The sequence below is a fragment of the Kibdelosporangium persicum genome (genome assembly GCF_013280595.1).
In the GTDB taxonomy this organism is placed as follows: Bacteria; Actinomycetota; Actinomycetes; order Mycobacteriales; family Pseudonocardiaceae; genus Kibdelosporangium; species Kibdelosporangium persicum.
Map to the genome: position 1 here is coordinate 152,610 of NZ_JAAATY010000005.1, position 17,056 is coordinate 169,665.

Annotated in this window: 17 protein-coding genes; 9 read left to right on the forward strand and 8 right to left on the reverse strand. The window is 69.5% G+C overall.

Features of this window, described 5'->3' with window-relative positions; translation table 11 throughout:
- Positions 1-36: 36 nt before the first annotated feature.
- Genes GC106_RS11640 through GC106_RS11650 form a run of 3 tightly spaced genes read left to right on the forward strand, consistent with a single transcriptional unit; the run spans position 37 to position 3,732 of the window.
- Positions 37-2,808 (forward strand): AfsR/SARP family transcriptional regulator, encoded by a 2,772-nt coding sequence (locus GC106_RS11640; RefSeq protein ID WP_173128226.1) that lies wholly within the window; start codon positions 37-39, stop codon positions 2,806-2,808.
- 17 nt (positions 2,809-2,825) lie between these two features.
- Complete coding sequence (locus GC106_RS11645) at positions 2,826-3,320, forward strand: metallophosphoesterase family protein (RefSeq protein WP_173128229.1); 495 nt, start codon at positions 2,826-2,828, stop codon at positions 3,318-3,320.
- Position 3,321: 1 nt separating this feature from the next.
- Positions 3,322-3,732 (forward strand): DUF6924 domain-containing protein, encoded by a 411-nt coding sequence (locus tag GC106_RS11650; RefSeq protein WP_173128232.1) that lies wholly within the window; start codon positions 3,322-3,324, stop codon positions 3,730-3,732.
- 6 nt (positions 3,733-3,738) lie between these two features.
- On the opposite strand, the gene GC106_RS11655 is transcribed toward GC106_RS11650, so the two are convergent.
- Complete coding sequence (locus GC106_RS11655) at positions 3,739-4,917, reverse strand: cation:proton antiporter (protein WP_173128234.1); 1,179 nt, start codon at positions 4,915-4,917, stop codon at positions 3,739-3,741.
- Between the two features lie 28 nt (positions 4,918-4,945).
- Entirely contained in the window at positions 4,946-5,428 is a 483-nt protein-coding gene (locus GC106_RS11660) for a cation:proton antiporter regulatory subunit (RefSeq protein WP_173128236.1), read from the reverse strand.
- Positions 5,429-5,567: 139 nt separating this feature from the next.
- Here GC106_RS11660 and GC106_RS11665 point away from each other — a divergent pair, with 139 nt between their 5' ends.
- Complete coding sequence (locus GC106_RS11665; protein WP_173128237.1) at positions 5,568-6,335, forward strand: siderophore-interacting protein; 768 nt, start codon at positions 5,568-5,570, stop codon at positions 6,333-6,335.
- A gap of 128 nt (positions 6,336-6,463) precedes the next feature.
- Positions 6,464-7,837, forward strand: coding sequence for a hypothetical protein (locus GC106_RS11670; protein ID WP_217280387.1), 1,374 nt, complete (start codon positions 6,464-6,466; stop codon positions 7,835-7,837).
- A gap of 95 nt (positions 7,838-7,932) precedes the next feature.
- On the opposite strand, the gene GC106_RS11675 is transcribed toward GC106_RS11670, so the two are convergent.
- A complete protein-coding gene (locus GC106_RS11675) occupies positions 7,933-8,289 on the reverse strand; it encodes a hypothetical protein (RefSeq protein ID WP_173128239.1) in 357 nt (118 codons plus the stop codon).
- 213 nt (positions 8,290-8,502) lie between these two features.
- On the opposite strand from GC106_RS11675, the gene GC106_RS11680 reads away from it, so the two are divergent.
- Complete coding sequence (locus GC106_RS11680; protein ID WP_173128241.1) at positions 8,503-9,045, forward strand: ATP-binding protein; 543 nt, start codon at positions 8,503-8,505, stop codon at positions 9,043-9,045.
- 70 nt (positions 9,046-9,115) lie between these two features.
- Here the strand turns inward: GC106_RS11680 and GC106_RS11685 are convergent, their stop codons facing one another.
- From GC106_RS11685 to GC106_RS11700, 4 genes are all read right to left on the reverse strand, one after another.
- Entirely contained in the window at positions 9,116-10,048 is a 933-nt protein-coding gene (locus GC106_RS11685; protein ID WP_173128243.1) for a sporulation protein, read from the reverse strand.
- A gap of 298 nt (positions 10,049-10,346) precedes the next feature.
- Entirely contained in the window at positions 10,347-12,503 is a 2,157-nt protein-coding gene (gene secD, locus GC106_RS11690; RefSeq protein WP_173128245.1) for a protein translocase subunit SecD, read from the reverse strand.
- A gap of 60 nt (positions 12,504-12,563) precedes the next feature.
- A complete protein-coding gene (locus GC106_RS11695) occupies positions 12,564-12,905 on the reverse strand; it encodes a hypothetical protein (protein WP_173128247.1) in 342 nt (113 codons plus the stop codon).
- Positions 12,906-12,938: 33 nt separating this feature from the next.
- Positions 12,939-13,280, reverse strand: a complete 342-nt coding sequence (locus GC106_RS11700; RefSeq protein ID WP_173128250.1) for a hypothetical protein — start codon at positions 13,278-13,280, stop codon at positions 12,939-12,941.
- Between the two features lie 58 nt (positions 13,281-13,338).
- On the opposite strand from GC106_RS11700, the gene GC106_RS11705 reads away from it, so the two are divergent.
- Both GC106_RS11705 and GC106_RS11710 read left to right on the forward strand, forming a co-directional pair.
- Positions 13,339-14,916 (forward strand): amidohydrolase, encoded by a 1,578-nt coding sequence (locus tag GC106_RS11705; RefSeq protein WP_312872600.1) that lies wholly within the window; start codon positions 13,339-13,341, stop codon positions 14,914-14,916.
- A gap of 41 nt (positions 14,917-14,957) precedes the next feature.
- The gene (locus tag GC106_RS11710; RefSeq protein ID WP_173128253.1) at positions 14,958-15,476 is read left to right on the forward strand and encodes a GNAT family N-acetyltransferase; all 519 of its coding nucleotides are present in this window, start codon (positions 14,958-14,960) and stop codon (positions 15,474-15,476) included.
- Here the strand turns inward: GC106_RS11710 and GC106_RS11715 are convergent.
- A complete protein-coding gene (locus GC106_RS11715; protein ID WP_246365497.1) occupies positions 15,458-15,769 on the reverse strand; it encodes a helix-turn-helix domain-containing protein in 312 nt (103 codons plus the stop codon). The two genes, GC106_RS11710 and GC106_RS11715, sit on opposite strands and share 19 nt — an antisense overlap.
- A gap of 27 nt (positions 15,770-15,796) precedes the next feature.
- On the opposite strand from GC106_RS11715, the gene ilvA reads away from it, so the two are divergent.
- Positions 15,797-17,050 (forward strand): threonine ammonia-lyase IlvA, encoded by a 1,254-nt coding sequence (gene ilvA / locus GC106_RS11720; RefSeq protein ID WP_217280388.1) that lies wholly within the window; start codon positions 15,797-15,799, stop codon positions 17,048-17,050.
- Positions 17,051-17,056: the final 6 nt, after the last annotated feature.

Genomic DNA, 17,056 nt, shown 5'->3' on the forward strand with positions numbered 1-17,056 from the left:
GATTCTTGACGTGTCACCAACACGTAGGATGTCGGGGTGACCCGGCAGGTGGGGGTACTCGGCCCGCTCACGATCCATGTCGCCGGCCAGGAGGTACGCCTGCCGGCGGCCAAACAACGCTGCCTGCTCGGTCTGCTCGCGCTCACCGCGGGCGAGGTCGTGGGCCGCGACGAGATCATCGACGTGCTGTGGCCGCGCAAAACCCCGCGCAGCTGCTCGGAACTGGTCACCGGATATGTGTCGCGCCTACGGCGAGCGGGCATGATGATCGACCTGGTCGGCACCGGCTATCGGCTCGTCGCCGACACGGACCTGCGTGCGTTCGAGACTCTCGCCGCTCAGGACTCGCTGGCCGAGGCCCTGGCGTGCTGGCGCGGCCCGGTCCTGGCCGACCTGCCGGACGAACTACGCGACCACCCGCGTGCGATCGCGGCGGCTCAGCGACGCCTGGAGGTCGTGCTCGAGTTCGCCGACCGGGCCATCCAGGCGGGACGGCACGCGGACGCCGTCGCCCGGCTGCGACAGCTTGACGAGCCCCTGCACGAAGGCTTGCACGCCAAGCTCGGACTGGCGTTGGCGGGCAGCGGTGAACAAGCCGCCGCACTGCGGTTGTTCACCGACATCCGCCGCCGCCTGGCCGACGAACTGGGCATCGAGCCGTCCGCCGAACTGCGGGCCGCCCACCACCAGGTGCTCCGCCAGGACATTCCCCGTCCCGCGGCCAGGCCCGCCCAGCTCACCGCGGACATCACCGGCTTCACCGGCCGCGCGGAGTATCTGTCCCAACTGGACGATCTCAGCACCGCTCCCGCGGTGGTCATCGCCGGGATGCCCGGCGTCGGCAAGACCGCGCTGGCCGTCCATTGGGGACACCGGGTTCGTGACCAGTTCCCGGACGGCCAGTTGCAGGCCGATCTGCGCGGGCAGAACGTGCTCGGCCGGTTCCTGCGGATGCTCGGGGTGCCGCCGCGGGGTGTGCCCGCCGACCCGGACGAAGCGGCCGCGCTGTACCGGACCTTGCTGAGCGGCAAACGGATGCTCATCCTGCTGGACAACGCCACCGGCGCGAGCCAGATCCGGCCGCTGCTGCCGGGCACGCCGGGAAGCCTCGTGCTGATCACGAGTCGCAACCGGATGGACGGACTGGTCGCCAGGGACGGCGCCCGGCACCTGATCCTCACCACGTTGCCGGTCGCCGAAGCGCACGAACTGCTGGCCAATCTGGGCGTTCCGAACGACGGAATCGCGGAACTGGCCGAGCTGTGCGCACACCTGCCGCTGGCCCTGCGGATCACCGCGGCCGACCTCGCCGCCCACCCGCAGAGGCCACTGGAAGAGCACATCGCCTTGCTGCGTAACGGAAACAGGCTCGCCGCGCTCGAAGTGCACGGTGACGAGCAGTCCGCGGTACGAGCCGCGTTCGCCACGTCCTACCAGGCCTTGGACCGTCAAGCGGCCGAACTGTTCCGGCTGCTGGCGTGGATTCCGGGCCCCGACTTCGGCGTGGACGTGGCGTCGTACCTGCTCGGCGCACCAGCCGAGCGCTTGCTCGACACGTTGGCCACCGCCCACCTGGTCCAGCCGACCACGCACGGCCGGTACACCTACCACGACCTGCTTCGGCTGTACGGCCGGGAACTGGGTCCCAGCCCGATCGACCGGTTCCACGACTGGTGCCTCGGGAACCTGCGCTCGGCCACAGATCTGTTGTACGCGGCCGAATTTCCCGCTGTCACCGGACACCCTGGCACACCGGTCCCGTTCACCGGACCGCACGACGCGCTGGCGTGGCTGGACGCCGAACGAGCCACCCTGGTGGCCACGATCACCGAGGCACCGGACGTGCTGGCCTGGCAGATGGCCGCTTTGCTGCGGGGGTACTTCTCCATCCATCCGCACGTGATCGACTGGGAGATCATCGCGACCAGGGCGTTGCGGGCCGCGCAGGCGACCAGGGACATCCGCGGTGAGATCGTCAGCCTGAACAGCCTGGCGGAGCTACGGATGCGCCAGTGCAGGCCGGCCGAAGCGCTCACGCACGCCGCCCGCGCCTTGGCGATGAGCAGGGACATCGACTGGGACGTCGGTGAGACCACCGCGTTGACGCAACTGGCCTTCGGTCACGCCGCGGTCGGCGACTTCGACGACGCCTCGGCCCACGCGAACGCGCTGGCCGGCAGGAACGAAGTCGGCCGCATGCTGGGCATGATGGTCCTGGGTCTGGTGGCTTCCTGGCGTGGCGACCTGCCGACGGCGATCGACTGCTACAGCACCACACTGCGGTTGAGTGAGACGTTCGGCGAAGCCAACTGCGCGGTCGCGTCGCTGGCGGCCCTGGCCGACATCCACCGCGAACTCGGCGACATCGAGCAGGCGCGGCGCCTGCTCGCCGAAGCCGAGCGGTTCTCCGACGTCCCGCTCAAACGCCCGGTCCAGTCGAACCTGTTGTGCGCGCACGCCCAACTGCACAGCGAACTCGGCGAGCACGACACCGCGCTGTCGTACGCGCACTCCGCGATCACGGTCGCCGCGACCCTCGGCGACCCGAGCTTCGAAAGCGGCACGCTGGAAACCCTGGGCTCGGTCTGTCATCGGCGAGGTGACCACCGCGAGGCCATCAGGCACTACTTCCGCGCGCTCGACCTGGCGGTGCGCGGCGGCCAGAAGCACACCGAAGCCCGTGTCCACCTGGGTCTCGCCGCCGCACTGACCAGCTTGAACGACGACGTGCAGGCCGCGTCGCACGTCGAGCGGGCCACCCGGATCGCCCGCGCGGCGGGCTTCGAGAACCTGCCGGCCCGACGCTGATGCAGCAGAATGGCCGGGTGAGAGTGGTCGTACTGGCTGACACGCACTCGCCCCGGCGCTGGAAGGCGTGCCCGCCGCGGGTGGCTACGCACCTGCGCGATGCCGACGTGATCCTGCACGCCGGTGACGTGTGCACCAAGGACGTCCTCGACGAGCTGGCCGAGTTCGCGCCCGTGCACGTGGTGATGGGCAACAACGACGGCCCGGATGTGGCCGCGTGGGGCGCACCCGAGACGCTGGAGCTCGACCTGGCCGGCCTGAAGGTCGCGATGATCCACGACAGCGGGCAGGCGACCGGCCGGACCAGACGGATGCGCAACCGGTTCCCGGACGCGGACCTGGTGGTGTTCGGGCATTCGCACATCCCGATGGACCAGACCGGCGACGGCGTGCGGATCTTCAACCCCGGCTCCCCGACCGACCGCCGCCGTCAGCCGCACGGCACGATCGGGCTCCTGGACATCGCGGACGGCGAACTCGCCGGCGCCCGGATCGTCCCGGTGACGGACTGACATGCGGCCATTGCCCGCCGGCACGTGCACCGCGTTGCTCCGGACCGACTTCTCCGACGACGGCGTGTGGCAGGAGATCCTCACGGCCGTCGGAACACCGACCGCGGAAGGGTTCCTGCCGGACCTCACGCCGATCGACGACATCGCCTACCTGGGCGCGACCAAAGCCGACATCCTCGACGCCACCGGCGCCGGCTACCGGCATCCGGTCGTTCTCGTGGTGGACGAGGTGACCGTCCGGCACCCCGAACACGCGATCCTGGTCATCTCGCTGCGCCGGGATCGTGGCCGGGAGTTCCGTGCCATTCCCGAAGTCGCGTGGTCGGTGGAGAACAACCTTTCGCAGGCGAACATGGACTTCCACGAGTTCGTCGACGCCGCCCACCAGGACGGCGTCTACCGCGGGTTCTAGCGGGTTCTAGGCTGTGCGGGGCCGCAGTTTCCGTTGCATGCCACGGGCAACGGGCTCGACGACACGTGCGGCGACCGGACCGAGCACGGCCATCAGCAGCACGTAAGCCGTTGCCAGCGCGGCAAGTTGCTCGTCCACCGCGTTCGCGGTCACCGCGAGGCCCGCGATGACGATGGAGAACTCACCACGGGCCACCAGGGCCGCGCCTGCCCGGGCCCGGCCCATCCGGCCGATTCCCTGCTGGCGCGCGGCGAACCAGCCCGTCGCCACCTTCGTCAGCGTGGTCACGAAAGCCAGGGCGACGGCGTAGCCGAGCACCGGCGGGATCGTCGTCGGGTTGGTGTTCAGGCCGAAGACCACGAAGAACATCGCGGCGAACAGGTCACGCAACGGCTCCAGCAGCTTCGTCGCGTTCTCGGCCGTCGACCCGGAGATCGCGATGCCCAGCAGGAACGCGCCCACCGCCGCCGAGACCTGCAGCTGCGACGCGATTCCGGCGACCAGCAGTGCCGCGCCGAGCACGCGCAGGAGGAACACCTCGGGCTCGGGGCTGTCCACCATCATCGAGACGTACCGGCCGAACTTCAGCGCGACGATCAGCACGACCGTGATCACGATCAGCGAGATCCCGACCGCGGTCAGCCCGCCCACCAGGGTCGCGCCGGCCAGCAGAGCCGTCAGGATCGGCAGGTACACGGCCATCGCCAGGTCCTCGAAAACCAGGATCGACAGCACCACCGGTGTCTCCCGGTTGCCCAGCCTGCCGAGGTCGCCGAGCACTTTCGCGATGATCCCGGACGACGAGATGTACGTGACGCCCGCCATCACGATCGCCCCGACCGGGCCCCAGCCCAGCAGCAACGCCACGGCCGCGCCCGGCAGGGCGTTGAGCACCACGTCGACCAGCCCGGCCACCCACGACCGGCGCATGCCGGTGACCAGTTCGCTGGCCGAGTACTCCAGGCCCAGCAGCAGCAACAGCAGGATCACGCCGATTTCCGCGGCGAGGGTGGCGAACTCCTCGATGCCGTGCAGCGGGATCAGCCCGCCCGCACCGAACGCGAGGCCGCCGATCAGGTACAGCGGGATCGGCGAGATGCCGATCCGCCACGCCAGTCGTCCGAGCAGGCCCAGGCCGAAGAAGACCGCTCCCAGTTCGATCAGGGAGATGGCGGTGTCGTGCACTTGTCCCCTTGCTTGTCAGGCCGGCCGGTCAGCCGGTCTCAAGAACCTCGACGGCCTTGCTCAGCCCTTCGGCCGTGCCGACCGTGATGAGCAGGTCGCCGGCGACGAGCCGGAAGTCCGGCCGTGGTGAGGGGTGCACGGTGCCGTTGCGCACCACTGCGACCACCGAAACCGCTGTCCTGGTGCGCAGTGCCGTGTCACCGAGGGTCCTGCCGTCGTACGGCGACGCGGGCGCGAGCGGCAACTGCCGTGTGGTGATCCCGGCGAAGTCCTTGTGCTGGTCCTCCAGTTGCGTGACCAGCTGGGGCGCGCCGAGCAGGGCGGCGAGCGTCGCACCTTCCTCGACGGTCAGCGGGATGGAGGCGACGCACGAGTCGGTGTCGTCCTGTTTGGAGACGATCATCTCCATCCGGCCGTCGCGATAGGTGATCACCCCGATCCTGCGGCCGCCACGGGAGACGAAGTCCTGGCGTGTTCCCAAGCCCGGCAGGGGGGTCACCTCGACGTTCACACCTAAGACTCTAACCCGGCGGCCTGATCGGCACTCTGATCGGCACTGTGATTGGCACGGGGGCCAGGCGTTCCCCCCGGGGTTCCACCCTCGATCAAAGTTAGGTTAGGCTAACCGACAGAACCTGGGAGGAACGCGCATGACCGTGAAGAACCAGCAGCGGCCGATGTTCGTGACCGTCACGGCGGTCCGGCGGTTGTCCGAGCAGATGGCCCGGATCACGTTGGCCGGTGACGAGGTCGCCAACTTCGCCTACGCCGGCCCGGACCACCTGGCCAGGGTCTTCTTCCCGGTCGCCGAGGACTTCCGGCTGCCGGTGACCGAGGACTGGTGGCCCGAGCTGCAGGCCATGCCCGCCGAGCACCGCCCGGTGATGCGCAACTACACGGTCCGCCGGATCGACCACGAAAGTGGCGAACTGGACATCGACTTCGTGCTGCACGGCGACAGCGGCCCAGCCTCCGCGTGGGCGTGCGCCGCCACCCCCGGCGATCGCATCGGCGTGCTGTCCGACCGTTCCGAATACCAGCCCGCCGACGCGGACTGGCAACTGCTCGTCGGTGACGAGACGGCTGTGCCCGCGGTCGCCGGAATCCTGGAAAGTCTCGCACCGGGCACACAAGCGACGGTGTTGCTCGAGGTCGCCGAGTCCTTCGCCCGGATCGAGCTGACGATTCCCGCCGGTGCCGAGGTCTCGTGGCTCAACCGCGGCACGGCACGCGGCGGCGCGGTGATCGAAGCCTTGCGGTCGTCGACGTTCCCCGAGGGCAAGCCGTACGCCTGGGTGGCGGGCGAGTCGTCGCTGGCGACGTCGATCCGGCGCTACCTGGTCAACGAGCGGGGCATCGACAAGAAGCACATCTACTTCTGCGGCTACTGGCGCGCCAACCGGCCCGCCTACGACTGACTCGCGCGGGGCGTCACGCCCGTCCTGTTCGGACAACGGCGTGAACTCAATGAACGCAACCTCTGCGCCCTCTGGGCATTGTGTCTACCGTCACCCCAGCGCGACGGAGCGCAGCTCGCGGAGGACACATGCAGACTGTTTCACTCATCGCCGCCCTCCTCATGGGACTGGCACCAGCCCCCGCGCCGGCGGACCACTTGCCGACCGTGGCGTGCCCGACCACGTTACCGGCCGAAACCACGTGCTACGGCGGCCAGGACAGCAACGGCGCCTACTACTCGGTCGCCATCCCCCGCGGCTGGAACGGCACACTCGTGCTGCACACCCACGGCGGACCCGATCTCGGCGCCCCCACACAGGACCGTAGCGTCGACGATCTGACCCGGTGGTCGGTCATGGTGCGCGAGGGTTACGCGTGGGCCGGTTCGTCCTACCGCCGCGGCGGATACGGCACCCAGATGGCAGTTCTGGACACCGAGAACCTCCGTGCGATGTTCACCCGCAGCTTCGGCAAGCCCAGGACGACCCTGCTGCACGGCCAGTCGTGGGGCGGCAACATCGCCGCGAAGGCGGCGGAAACGTACAAGTACGACGGAGTCCTGCTGACCAACGGCGTGCTCGCCGGCGGCAGCCGTGGCTACAACTACCGGGTGGACCTGCGCGTGGTCTACCAGTACTACTGCGGAAACCACCCGAGGCCGACCGAACCGGACTATCCACTGTGGATGGGTCTGCGGCCGGACTCGGCCATGACCGGCAGCGGCCTGCGGGCCAGGCTGCAGGAGTGCACCGGCATCGAGTCCAGGCCTGAGGAGCGCACCGCCCAGCAGGCCAGCAACCTCAAGGACATCCTTGGCGTGACACGGCTTCCGGAGCGCACACTGGCGTCCCATCTGAACTTCGCGACGTTCACGTTCCGCGACATCGTGCACAACCGGCTCGGTGGCCGTAATCCGTTCGGCAACATGGGTGTCCGGTACACCGGTTCGCACGACGACGTGGCGTTGAACAAAGGCGTGCAACGGTTCTCCGCCGACCCGTCGGCGGTCCGCGACCTGTCCTACGACAGCGACCTCACCGGTTCGATCAAGGTGCCGGTGCTGACGATGCACGCGATCGACGACCCGACCGCGTTCGTCGAGCACGAGTCGGCCTACCGGGCCTCGGTGGGCAACGCCGGCAACGCCCGGCACCTGGTGCAGATTTTCACCCAGGAGAGCGAGCACAGTGCCCTCAGTGACTCTGGGTACGCCGCGGCCATCTCGGCCCTGTCGACCTGGGTGCACACCGGCCGGAAACCCACGCCCGCCTCGGTGGCCGCCGCGTGCCCGGCGTTCGACGCCAAGTACCACGAGGGCTGCTTCGTCGACCCGGCGTTCAGCCCGAAGAGCTACGAGTCCAGGGTGTATCCACGGCCGGGCGGCGCGCACTGGCCCGCGTTGACCGAGTTCCAGGCGAAGGTCTGGAAGCGGTTCTACCCGAACGTCGGTATCGCCCCGTAAGCCCCGTGGGCGTCGAGCCACCCCGAACGACCCGGCGTCCGCGGAACCACGCCACGCCCCCTGCCCGCCGGGCAGGGGGCGTGCCCTGTGCTGCTTCAGACGGCAGACATCAGGGCCGCTTCGCGGTGCGGTGGCGGTGCCGGGCTCAGCACGCGCGAGGCGTCGGCCAGTGCGGCGGCCGCGGCATCGGCGAGACCTGCCTCCAGTCGCCCGATGGCCAGGCGGACCGACTCGGCGGCTCTCGCGATCATGGCCGTCTCGCCGATCGCGGCCGTGTAGGCCAGCGCGCCACGGAGGTTGTCCAGTACCGCCCGGACGTCACCCGCTTGCGAAAGGTCATGCAGCGCGACGCCCACTTCGGTGCGCAGACGCAGGCCCGGTGTCAGGGTGACGGCCGGTTTCGGGCGCTCGACGTGGGCGGCCGGCAGGTGGCCCCGGTGCAATGTGCTCATGCCACTTCCCTTGCGACGGCGGACCTCGTTGTCCGCGGAGATCATCTTCCCGCGGCGACGGCTCCGCAAACGACGCTCCCCTGAACGTGACGGTGGACTCAGTGTGGTCACAGCCGGTGATTCCCGCCGGTGCCGCCGAACGGAGGAGTAGATCTCCGCCAGAACGGGTAGCCCACAGTCGGACTTGTCAGCGAGCCGAAGGTGTTGGCGACGATGCGAAAGAAGGCTGCGGGGTCACATCGGGCGATGGCGCTGGCGGACTGGGGCGCGTCGCTGCCGGAGGTGGCCTCGAGGGTGGTCGCCGACGCCGACATCGGCCAGCCGCACGTCTACCTGCGGTTCTCGGCCGATCCGGGTAAGCTCGGGACGGCGCGGCGGGAGATCACCCGGTGGGCGGGCGAACTGGGGATGGGCCGGGAGCTGATCCAGGACATCGTGCTCGCCCTGGACGAGGCGACGACCAACGCGGTCGAGCACGCGTACCTCAACCGCAGCGGCCCGGTGACGCTGTTCGCCGGATGCGACCGGTCGGGCCATTGCGCGTGGACGGTGGTGTCGGACTGCGGGAAGTGGCGTCAGCCGAAGCCGAGGACCGAGCCGAGCACACGAGGCCGTGGCCTGTTACTGATGGCCGCGCTGGCCGACGAGTTCGACGTGACGTCGACCGTCTCGGGGACAACCGTCGTCCTTGGCTGGCCGCTCACGGACTACCGCCAGGCCGGCGGCGACAGGTACGGCTTCGCCCAGGTCTCTTAGCGGCCCTCGCCGCTGCGGACCTGGGTTTCACCCGGGTGCCGTGGGCACCCGGGCTGAGCACCGCGACGTCCTACAACTCCTCGCCGCCGCCCTCGTCCTCGCCGAAGCCGTCGAGCATTTCGCCGATCATCATGCCGCCGACGACACCGGCCGCGGCGCCCGCGACCATGCCGCCCATGCCGCCGCCTCGGTGGCCGCCGTGACCGTGGTGGCCGCCGCCGTGCCCGCCGAACATGCCGCCGCGCCTGCTGGCCACGCGCTCGAGCCACTCGTGGAACATCCGGGCCCAGTCGAGCTCGACGGCCTCCCGGTGCGACGCCTCGAACCGGCCGATGACGTCCTGGCCGCCGCCGAAGCCGCCGCGCTTGTCCGCTTCCAGCACGACGACGATGCCCTCGGGCGACGCGACCAGGGTCAGCTCGACCTCGTTGATCCGGCCGGCGAACTGCTGCGGCGGGTAGAACTCGATCTCCTGGAAGAACGGCAGCTCCTGGCGGATGCCGTAGATCCGGCCCGCTTCCAGGTCGGCCGACTTGAAGTGGAAGCCCAGCTGCCCGAACGCCTCCAGCACCGCGTCCTGCGACTCCAGCGGCAGCACGTACACCGGGTCGAGGTCACCCTTGTCGACCGCCTTGGCGATGGACAGCTCGGTGCGCAGGCCCAGGTCCATCCGCGGCAGGCGCTGACCGCCGACCTCGGTGATCGGCGTCTCCCACGGCACCGGGATGCTGAACGGGATGGTGCGCTCCTGCTTCGGCGCCAGCTTCGTCGGACCGGCGACGACGACCCGGTGGAACTCCACCAGGCCCTGCCCGTGGTCCCCGCGCTCGACCCGGGTGACCAGTGACAACGCGATGTGCTCGATCTCGGCCTCGGCTTCGCCGCCGGCGATCCGCACCTCGCCGGTCAGCGTCCCGCCGGGCGTGACCCTGGGGTCGGCCAGCACGGTGTCGACGGACGGGCCGCCAACCCCGAGCTTCTGCAGCATCTTCTTGAACACCATCCGGTGGTCTTCTCCTTCGATTCACGGCAGGGCGGACATAATGCCAACGCAACTCTAGGGTCCTGAAGTTCCGGACAAAACGCCCACCCGACTGACACCCTGTCGTGTCCACCGTTCCGACACGCCGTGTCCACCAGTGCGACACCCCGAAACACACTTTCCGGCACCCCGAGTTCGCACATGCGCCCTCGCACGGGCGACTCACCGTGCCGGAACGGCGAAGTCACCGTGCCGGAACGGCGAAATCGGGGTGCTGGAATGGTGGACACGGGGTGCTGGAATGGTGGACACGGGCGGGTCAGACCACTGCCCCGGAGCCTGTCCGGGCTCGGGGCCTGGCCTGCCTGGGCGAACGCTGTGCCCCTGGATAACGCCGGTGCAGCAGGATGGCCACGGGTCCGGCGGTGGCTACTGTGGACACCGTGCCGGCGACCAGGCCGAGCAGGAGCGCCAGGGCGAAGTCCGCGAGGGAACCATCGCCGAGGACGAGCAGCGCACCGAGGACAAAGAGGACACCGACACCGGTGTTCACCGTACGCGGCAACGTCTGCAGGACGGCGGCACCGACCGCCCTGGCGAACGGGTCCTTCGGCCGCCGTCCCCGGATCTCCCGGACTCTGTCGAACACGACCACGGAGTCGTTGACGGAATAGCCGATCACCGTCAGCAGGGCGGCCAGGAACACGCCGTCCATCGTTTTGCCCAGCCACGCGAAGATGCCCAGGATGATCAGCACGTCCTGGGCAAGCGCGACGACCGTGGCCACGCCGAGCCGCCAGTCGAACCGTACGGCCAGGTAGATCAGCTGCGCGGCGATCGCCAGCCCCAGCGCGATCAGTGCCTGGTTGCGCAGTTCGGCGCCGAGACTCGGGCCGATCTGCTCGTCGCGGATCTGGTCGGCCTGCCCGGTGACCGATGCGACGGCGGCACGGATGCGGTCCGACCCGGCCTGGTCGACCGGCTCGGTACGAATCGAAACGGCGTTGTCGCCGGACGACTGCACGACGGCACGCGGGAAACCGGCCTCGGACACTGCGTCACGAATCTGGTTGACGTCGGCCGACGTGCTGTACTCCAGCACCCGGCCCCCGGTGAACTCGATGCCCGGCTTCGGGCCCGCGAACACCATGCCCGCCACCGCGATCAGCACCGCGGCGGCGGCCGGGACCAGCCACCACCGTGGCCTGGCAAGGAAGTCCGGATTCCGCCGGTTCACCCAGCGGCGGACGCGCCCGTCCCTGGTCAGCCCGGAGATCTTCGGTGACCGGACGGTGTAGTGCGTCAGCACACGGGTCAGCACCAGCGTGGTGAACATCGCCGCCAGCACACCGATCGTCAGCGTCACGCCGAAGCCGCGCACCGGGCCGGACGCCAGCAGGAACAGCAGTCCGGCGGCGAGCAGAGTGGTCACGTTGGAGTCGACGATCGCCGACAACGCGCCCCTGAATCCCTTGTCGACCGCCTTGGGCAGCGGACTGTCCCGTTCTTCACGGGCACGTTCGAACACCAGAACCGTCGCGTCGACGGCCATTCCGATCGCCAGGACAAAACCCGCCAGCCCCGGCAACGTCAGCGTGGCGCCGATCGCGAGCAGTGCCGCGTAGGAAACCAAGGCATAGCAGAGCAATGCGAACACCGCCACGAAGCCCGCGAACCAGTACACCACCATCAGGAACGCCGCCGTGAGCGCGAGCCCGATGACGGCGGCCCTGGCGCTGTCCTCGATCGCGGCCGCGCCCAGGGTCGGCCCGACCGTCCGCTGCTCGATGATCTCCACCGGGACCGGCAAGGCGCCCGCGTTGATCAGCAGCGCCAGGTCCTTGGCCTCGGCCTGGCCGAACTGGCCGGTGATCCGGATCCGGTCGCCGATCATGCCGACCTGGCACTGGGCCTGGACGTCGACCTCCGGCGCGGAGATCACCTCGTCGTCCAGCACGATCGCCACCCGGCGTTTCGGGTCGCCCGGCGGCGAGCACGCGGCCTGCCCGGTGAGCTCCTCCCATTTCCTGGTCGCGTCACTGGCGAAGTCGACGCTGACGAACCAGCTCGGGCCTTCCTGCGGGTTCGTCTCGGCCCGTGCCTCCTCGACCCCTTCGCCGGTCAGCGCCACCGGCCCGAGTTGCTGGGGTGCGGCGGTGATCGGGTGGAACGTCAGCTGGGCCGTGCGGCCGATCGTCTCCACGGCCTGCTTGGGGTCCTGCAGGCCCGGCAGCTCGATGACGATCCGGTCGTCGCCGGACCGGGCCAGCATCGGTTCGGCCACGCCGAGTGCGTCGACCCTGCGCCGCAACACTTCCAGGGTTCGCTCGGTGGCCTCGTCGTCGGCCTCGGCCTTGGTCTCCAGAACGACTTGCGTACCGCCACGCAAGTCCAGCCCCAGCCGGGGCGCCGTGGTCAGCAACAGATAAACGGACGCGGCAAGGACGACCAGGCACGTGATCACGCGACCGGTCATGCCTCGCCGCGCGGGAGCGTGCGACAAGGTAAGTCTCCTATGGGTTTGTCCGGACAGGGCTCAACGCGATGCCTGCCGGACAGGAGGAGCACGTCCATCGCTCACCGGAAGTGCTGCGGCACGGGAGAACCGCGGCACGTCCGCATCCTGGTCACCCAGCCCGATCACCACAGGTTCGGTGCTGATCGTCTCGGTGACGCCGCGGACCTTGAGCAGGCCGGGGTCGGCGGCGAGCCGCCCGGCGTCCCGCACCGGCGGGACCGCGGTCACCACGGTCCGCGCGACAACGTTCTCGTCCTCGGCCTTCGCGGGGGCGGATTCACCGCCCAGCCAAGAACCCAGGCACAGCAGGACAGCAGCGACCAGCACGAGGGCAAGCCGCCGCGCCACAACGCGCGACAAGGAAAGGCTCCTGGGAATCGTCCGGACAGGGTGCTACAGAACTGCCTGCCGGACAGGAGGTCCACGGTCGCCGGAGACCGGAAGCGCCACCACACGGGAGACCAGCGGCACGTCCTCGTCCTGCTCGCCCAGCCGCACCAGCACGGGCTCGGCCCCGGCCACCTCGGTGACACTCTGGACCTTCAGCAGGCCGGGATCGGCGGCGAGCCTGCCGATCTCACGCATCGGCGGGGTCGCGTCGACCAGGGACTGGTCGATCGCCACGGTCTCGGTCTCGGTCCCGGGCTGGGGGTGCGCGGGCGCCTCGCGCGCCACGAACCCGAGGGACATCAGGACAGCGGCGACCACCAGCAGAAGCAGTCGCCGGGCCGTCACCCGCCCAACAGTACTCACTTGCCCGGATCTCAGCCACTACCACGGGTAGGGTGAGATGGTGCGGTCCGCGCCAGGTTCAGCCTCGCTGAAAGCCGACCTCCTGCTCACCAACGCCAACGTGGTCACGGTGGACGGGCCGGACGTGACGTCTGTGGCGATCCTCGGCGACCGGATCGTCGCTCTGGCGGATGTCCCGGCCCGGCAGGTGATCGACCTCGACGGCGCCACCGTCACGCCGGGTTTCCACGACGCGCACAACCACATGGCGTGGTACGGCCTCACCCTGTCCGAAGTAGATGTCCGGGTGGACAGCCTCGACGCGTTGTACGACGCGATCGCCGCCGCCCCGGACGGCGAGTGGATCATCGCCTCGGGCTACGACCAGAACAAGTGCGGCGGGCATCCCACGCGGGACGGGCTGGACCGCGCGGGGCGTGGCCGCAAGGTGCTGGTGAAGCACACGTCCGGGCACATGTGCGTGGTCAACTCGCCGGTCCTGCGGGAGCTCGGCCTCGCGGAGCACGCCGTCGAGGTCGACGGCGGTCTGGTGGTCGCCGACTCGGCGGGACGGCCGACCGGGCTGCTCCAGGAAACGGCCCAGCAGCTGGTGAACCCGCTGATCCTGCCGTACCCGGTGGACAGCCTGGCCGGCGCGATCGACCGGGCCGGACAGCGGTACCTGCGGGAAGGCATCACCAGCTGTACCGAGGCCGGGATCGGCGGCGGCTGGATCGGCAAGAGCCCGGTGGAGCTCGAGGCGTATCACCGTGCCCGTGAGCAGGGCAAGCTGCACGTGCGGGTCGAGCTGATGGTCGCGTCGGACGTGCTGCATCCGGTCACCGAGCTCGGAGTCGGCCTCGACCTGGGAATCCGGACCGGCTTCGGTGACGACTGGCTGAGCATCGGACCGGTCAAGGTCTTCGCGGACGGCTCGTTGATCGGCCACACCGCCGCGATGTACCACGACTTCTCCGACTCCCCCGGCGAACGCGGCTACCTGCAAGCAGACCCGGAGGCGTTGACAGCGACGATCCTCGACGCGCACAAGGCGGGCTGGCGCGTGGCCACGCACGCGATCGGCGACGCGGCGATCGACCTCGTGCTGGACGCCTACGAAGCAGCAGGCGATCCCACCCGGCGGCACCGGATCGAGCACTTCGGCGTGGCCCGGCCGGACCAGGTCCGGCGCGCGGCCGAACTCGGTGTCATCCCCGTGCCCCAGGGCCGCTTCGCCAACGAGATCGGCGACGGCATGCTCAGCGCGCTCGGCCCGGAACGCTCGCGCTGGGCGTACCGGCAAAGGTCGCTGCTGGACGCCGGGATCGTCGTGCCCGGCAGTTCCGACCGGCCGGTGGTCACGGGCGCTCCCCTGCTCGGCATGCACGACATGGTCAACCAACAGACCGCTTCCGGCGTGCCGTTCAATCCGGCGGAGGCCGTGACCGGGTTGGACGCGTTGCGCGCCTTCACTTACGGCTCGGCGTACGCATCCGGGCAGGAACACCGCAAAGGCACGATCACCGTGGGCAAACTGGCGGATCTCGTGGTGCTGTCGGACAACCCGGCGACCGTGGAACCGGGCCGGATCAAGGACATCGAGGTGTTGCGGACCATGGTCGGCGGGGTGTTCCGGTAAACTCGCCCCTTGTTGCCACAGTTTTGCATTAAGATCCCGTCATGCGGATCTCCGGCGTGACAGCCACGCAACTCGACGACCTGCGCACGCCGTTACATGCGATGTACCGCCAGTGTTTCGCGGATCCACCGTGGAACGAACCGCCCGAGATGCTCGACGACTACGCCAACGTCCTCAGCAGACACCTCGGCCAACCAGGCTTGTACGGGTCCGTCGCGTGGTCCGGCAAAGACCTGCTGGGGGTGGCTTACGGCCACCCGATGCCGCCCGACCTGCCCGACGACCCGTTCCACCACGCCGTCGCCGAGGTGGTTTCCCCGTCGTCGTTGGTCGCCCCGGCGGTGACCTTGATCGAGCTGATGGTCAGTCCCGCCGCTCGCGGACGTGGCGTGGGCCGGGGGCTGATCGACCACTTCGTCCGTGACCACGATCAGGCCTGGCTGGTCACCCACCCCGAAGCGCCGGCGTGCCGGTTGTACGAATCCGCGGGGTGGACCAGGTCGGCGCCGTTCGCCAACCCGCACGGCGGTCCTCGCGTGGCCTACCTGCACACGAAGTAGTCAGCAGGCTCTCGACGCCGAGCGGCCGAAGTGGACGGTCCGCTCCGGGGCGAGCGGCGACAAGTCCACTGAGGACCAGTCGGCGCCCGCCGGTCGAGGAACCCGTTGACCACCAAGTTGGTGACGAGTCGCTGCACAGTGGACGCGGGCAGGCCGGTAGACTGCTGGATCTCGCGGAGCGTCAGGTCAGGCCGCTGCAGCGTGAAGGCGTTGAGGATCTCCGTGATCTTGCCGAGCACGAGCAGCGGCGTGTGCCCGGCTCCGTTGGCGGCCTTCTCGTCCTGGCTGCTCATACCGTGAAAATACGACAGGAGCGGGTGTTGTCCGCAGAACACCCCGTCGCGGCGGACGTCGTCGCGGCGGCGAGCCGGTTCACCGGAGTCATCGATCCCAGCCCGTTGCAGCGCAACGAGCGGCTGTCCCGTCGTCACGACCTGGACGTATGGCTCAAAAGGGAGGATCTGCACACGGTTCGCTCCTACAAGGGCCGCGGCGCGTACAACCTGCTCAGCAACCTGTCCGCCGAAGAGCGTGACCGCGGCGTGGTGTGCGCCAGCGCCGGCAACCACGGTCAGGGCGTCGCCTTCGCGTGCGCGTCGCTCGGCATCGAGGCGCGCGTGTACCTGCCCCGGACCACTCCCCGGCAGAAGCGCGAGCGGGTCGCGAGCCTCGGTGGCAAGTACGTGCAGATCGTCGTCGAAGGCGAGACGTACGACGACGCGGCGGCAGCGGCCTTGGTCCACGCGCAGGCCACCGGGATGACGCTGGTCCCGGCGTTCGACGATCCCCGCACCATCGCCGGTCAGGGCACGGTGGTCAAGGAAGTGATCGAGCAGCTGGGGCACGCTCCCGACGCGGTGATCGTCCCGGTCGGCGGCGGTGGGCTGCTCGCCGGAACGCTTGTGTGGCTGCGGGAGCACCATCCGGAGGTGACGGTCATCGGCGCGGAGCCGCTGGGCGCGCCCAGCATGGCCGACGCGATCGCCCACGGCGGCCCGGTCGATCTCGACCACGTCGACCCGTTCGTCGACGGTGCCGCCGTCCGGCGGGTCGGGCGGCACACGTTCGCGGTGGTCGACGAGGCGAGGCCGAAGCTGGTCGCGGTACCGGAAGGCCAGATCTGCGTGGAGATGCTGGACCTCTACCAGAACGACGGCATCATCGCCGAGCCCGCGGGTGCGCTCGCGTCGACCGCGTTGGCGCTGGACCTCGGCCTGCGTGCGGGCGCGACGGTGGTGTGCATCCTGTCCGGCGGCAACAACGACGTCAGCAGGTACGCCGAGATCGTCGAGCGGGCGCTGGTGTTCGAAGGCCGCAAGCACTACTTCCTCGTGGAGTTCCCGCAGGAACCGGGCGCGCTGCGGCGTTTCCTCGACGACGTGCTCGGTCCGGACGACGACATCACGTTGTTCGAGTACGTCAAACGCAACAACCGGGAGTTCGGTCCCGCGCTGGTGGGCATCGAGCTCGGCGCGCCGGAGAACCTCGAAGGCATACTGAAGCGGATGAACGCCGTCCCGCACCGGATCGAACGCGTTCCGCCGGACAGCCCACTTTTCTCGTTCGTGGTCTGACGCTCG

Excerpts from the sequence above, each read along its gene's own strand:
- GC106_RS11680 (WP_173128241.1), top strand. The coding sequence starts at position 8,503 with ATGCGAAAGAAGGCTGCGGGGTCACATCGGGCGATGGCGCTGGCGGAC.
- secD (WP_173128245.1), bottom strand. The coding sequence starts at position 12,503 with ATGACCGGTCGCGTGATCACGTGCCTGGTCGTCCTTGCCGCGTCCGTT.
- GC106_RS11650 (WP_173128232.1), top strand. The coding sequence starts at position 3,322 with ATGCGGCCATTGCCCGCCGGCACGTGCACCGCGTTGCTCCGGACCGAC.
- GC106_RS11710 (WP_173128253.1), top strand. The coding sequence starts at position 14,958 with ATGCGGATCTCCGGCGTGACAGCCACGCAACTCGACGACCTGCGCACG.
- GC106_RS11715 (WP_246365497.1), bottom strand. The coding sequence starts at position 15,769 with ATGAGCAGCCAGGACGAGAAGGCCGCCAACGGAGCCGGGCACACGCCG.
- GC106_RS11665 (WP_173128237.1), top strand. The coding sequence starts at position 5,568 with ATGACCGTGAAGAACCAGCAGCGGCCGATGTTCGTGACCGTCACGGCG.
- GC106_RS11675 (WP_173128239.1), bottom strand. The coding sequence starts at position 8,289 with ATGAGCACATTGCACCGGGGCCACCTGCCGGCCGCCCACGTCGAGCGC.
- GC106_RS11685 (WP_173128243.1), bottom strand. The coding sequence starts at position 10,048 with ATGGTGTTCAAGAAGATGCTGCAGAAGCTCGGGGTTGGCGGCCCGTCC.
- GC106_RS11670 (WP_217280387.1), top strand. The coding sequence starts at position 6,464 with ATGCAGACTGTTTCACTCATCGCCGCCCTCCTCATGGGACTGGCACCA.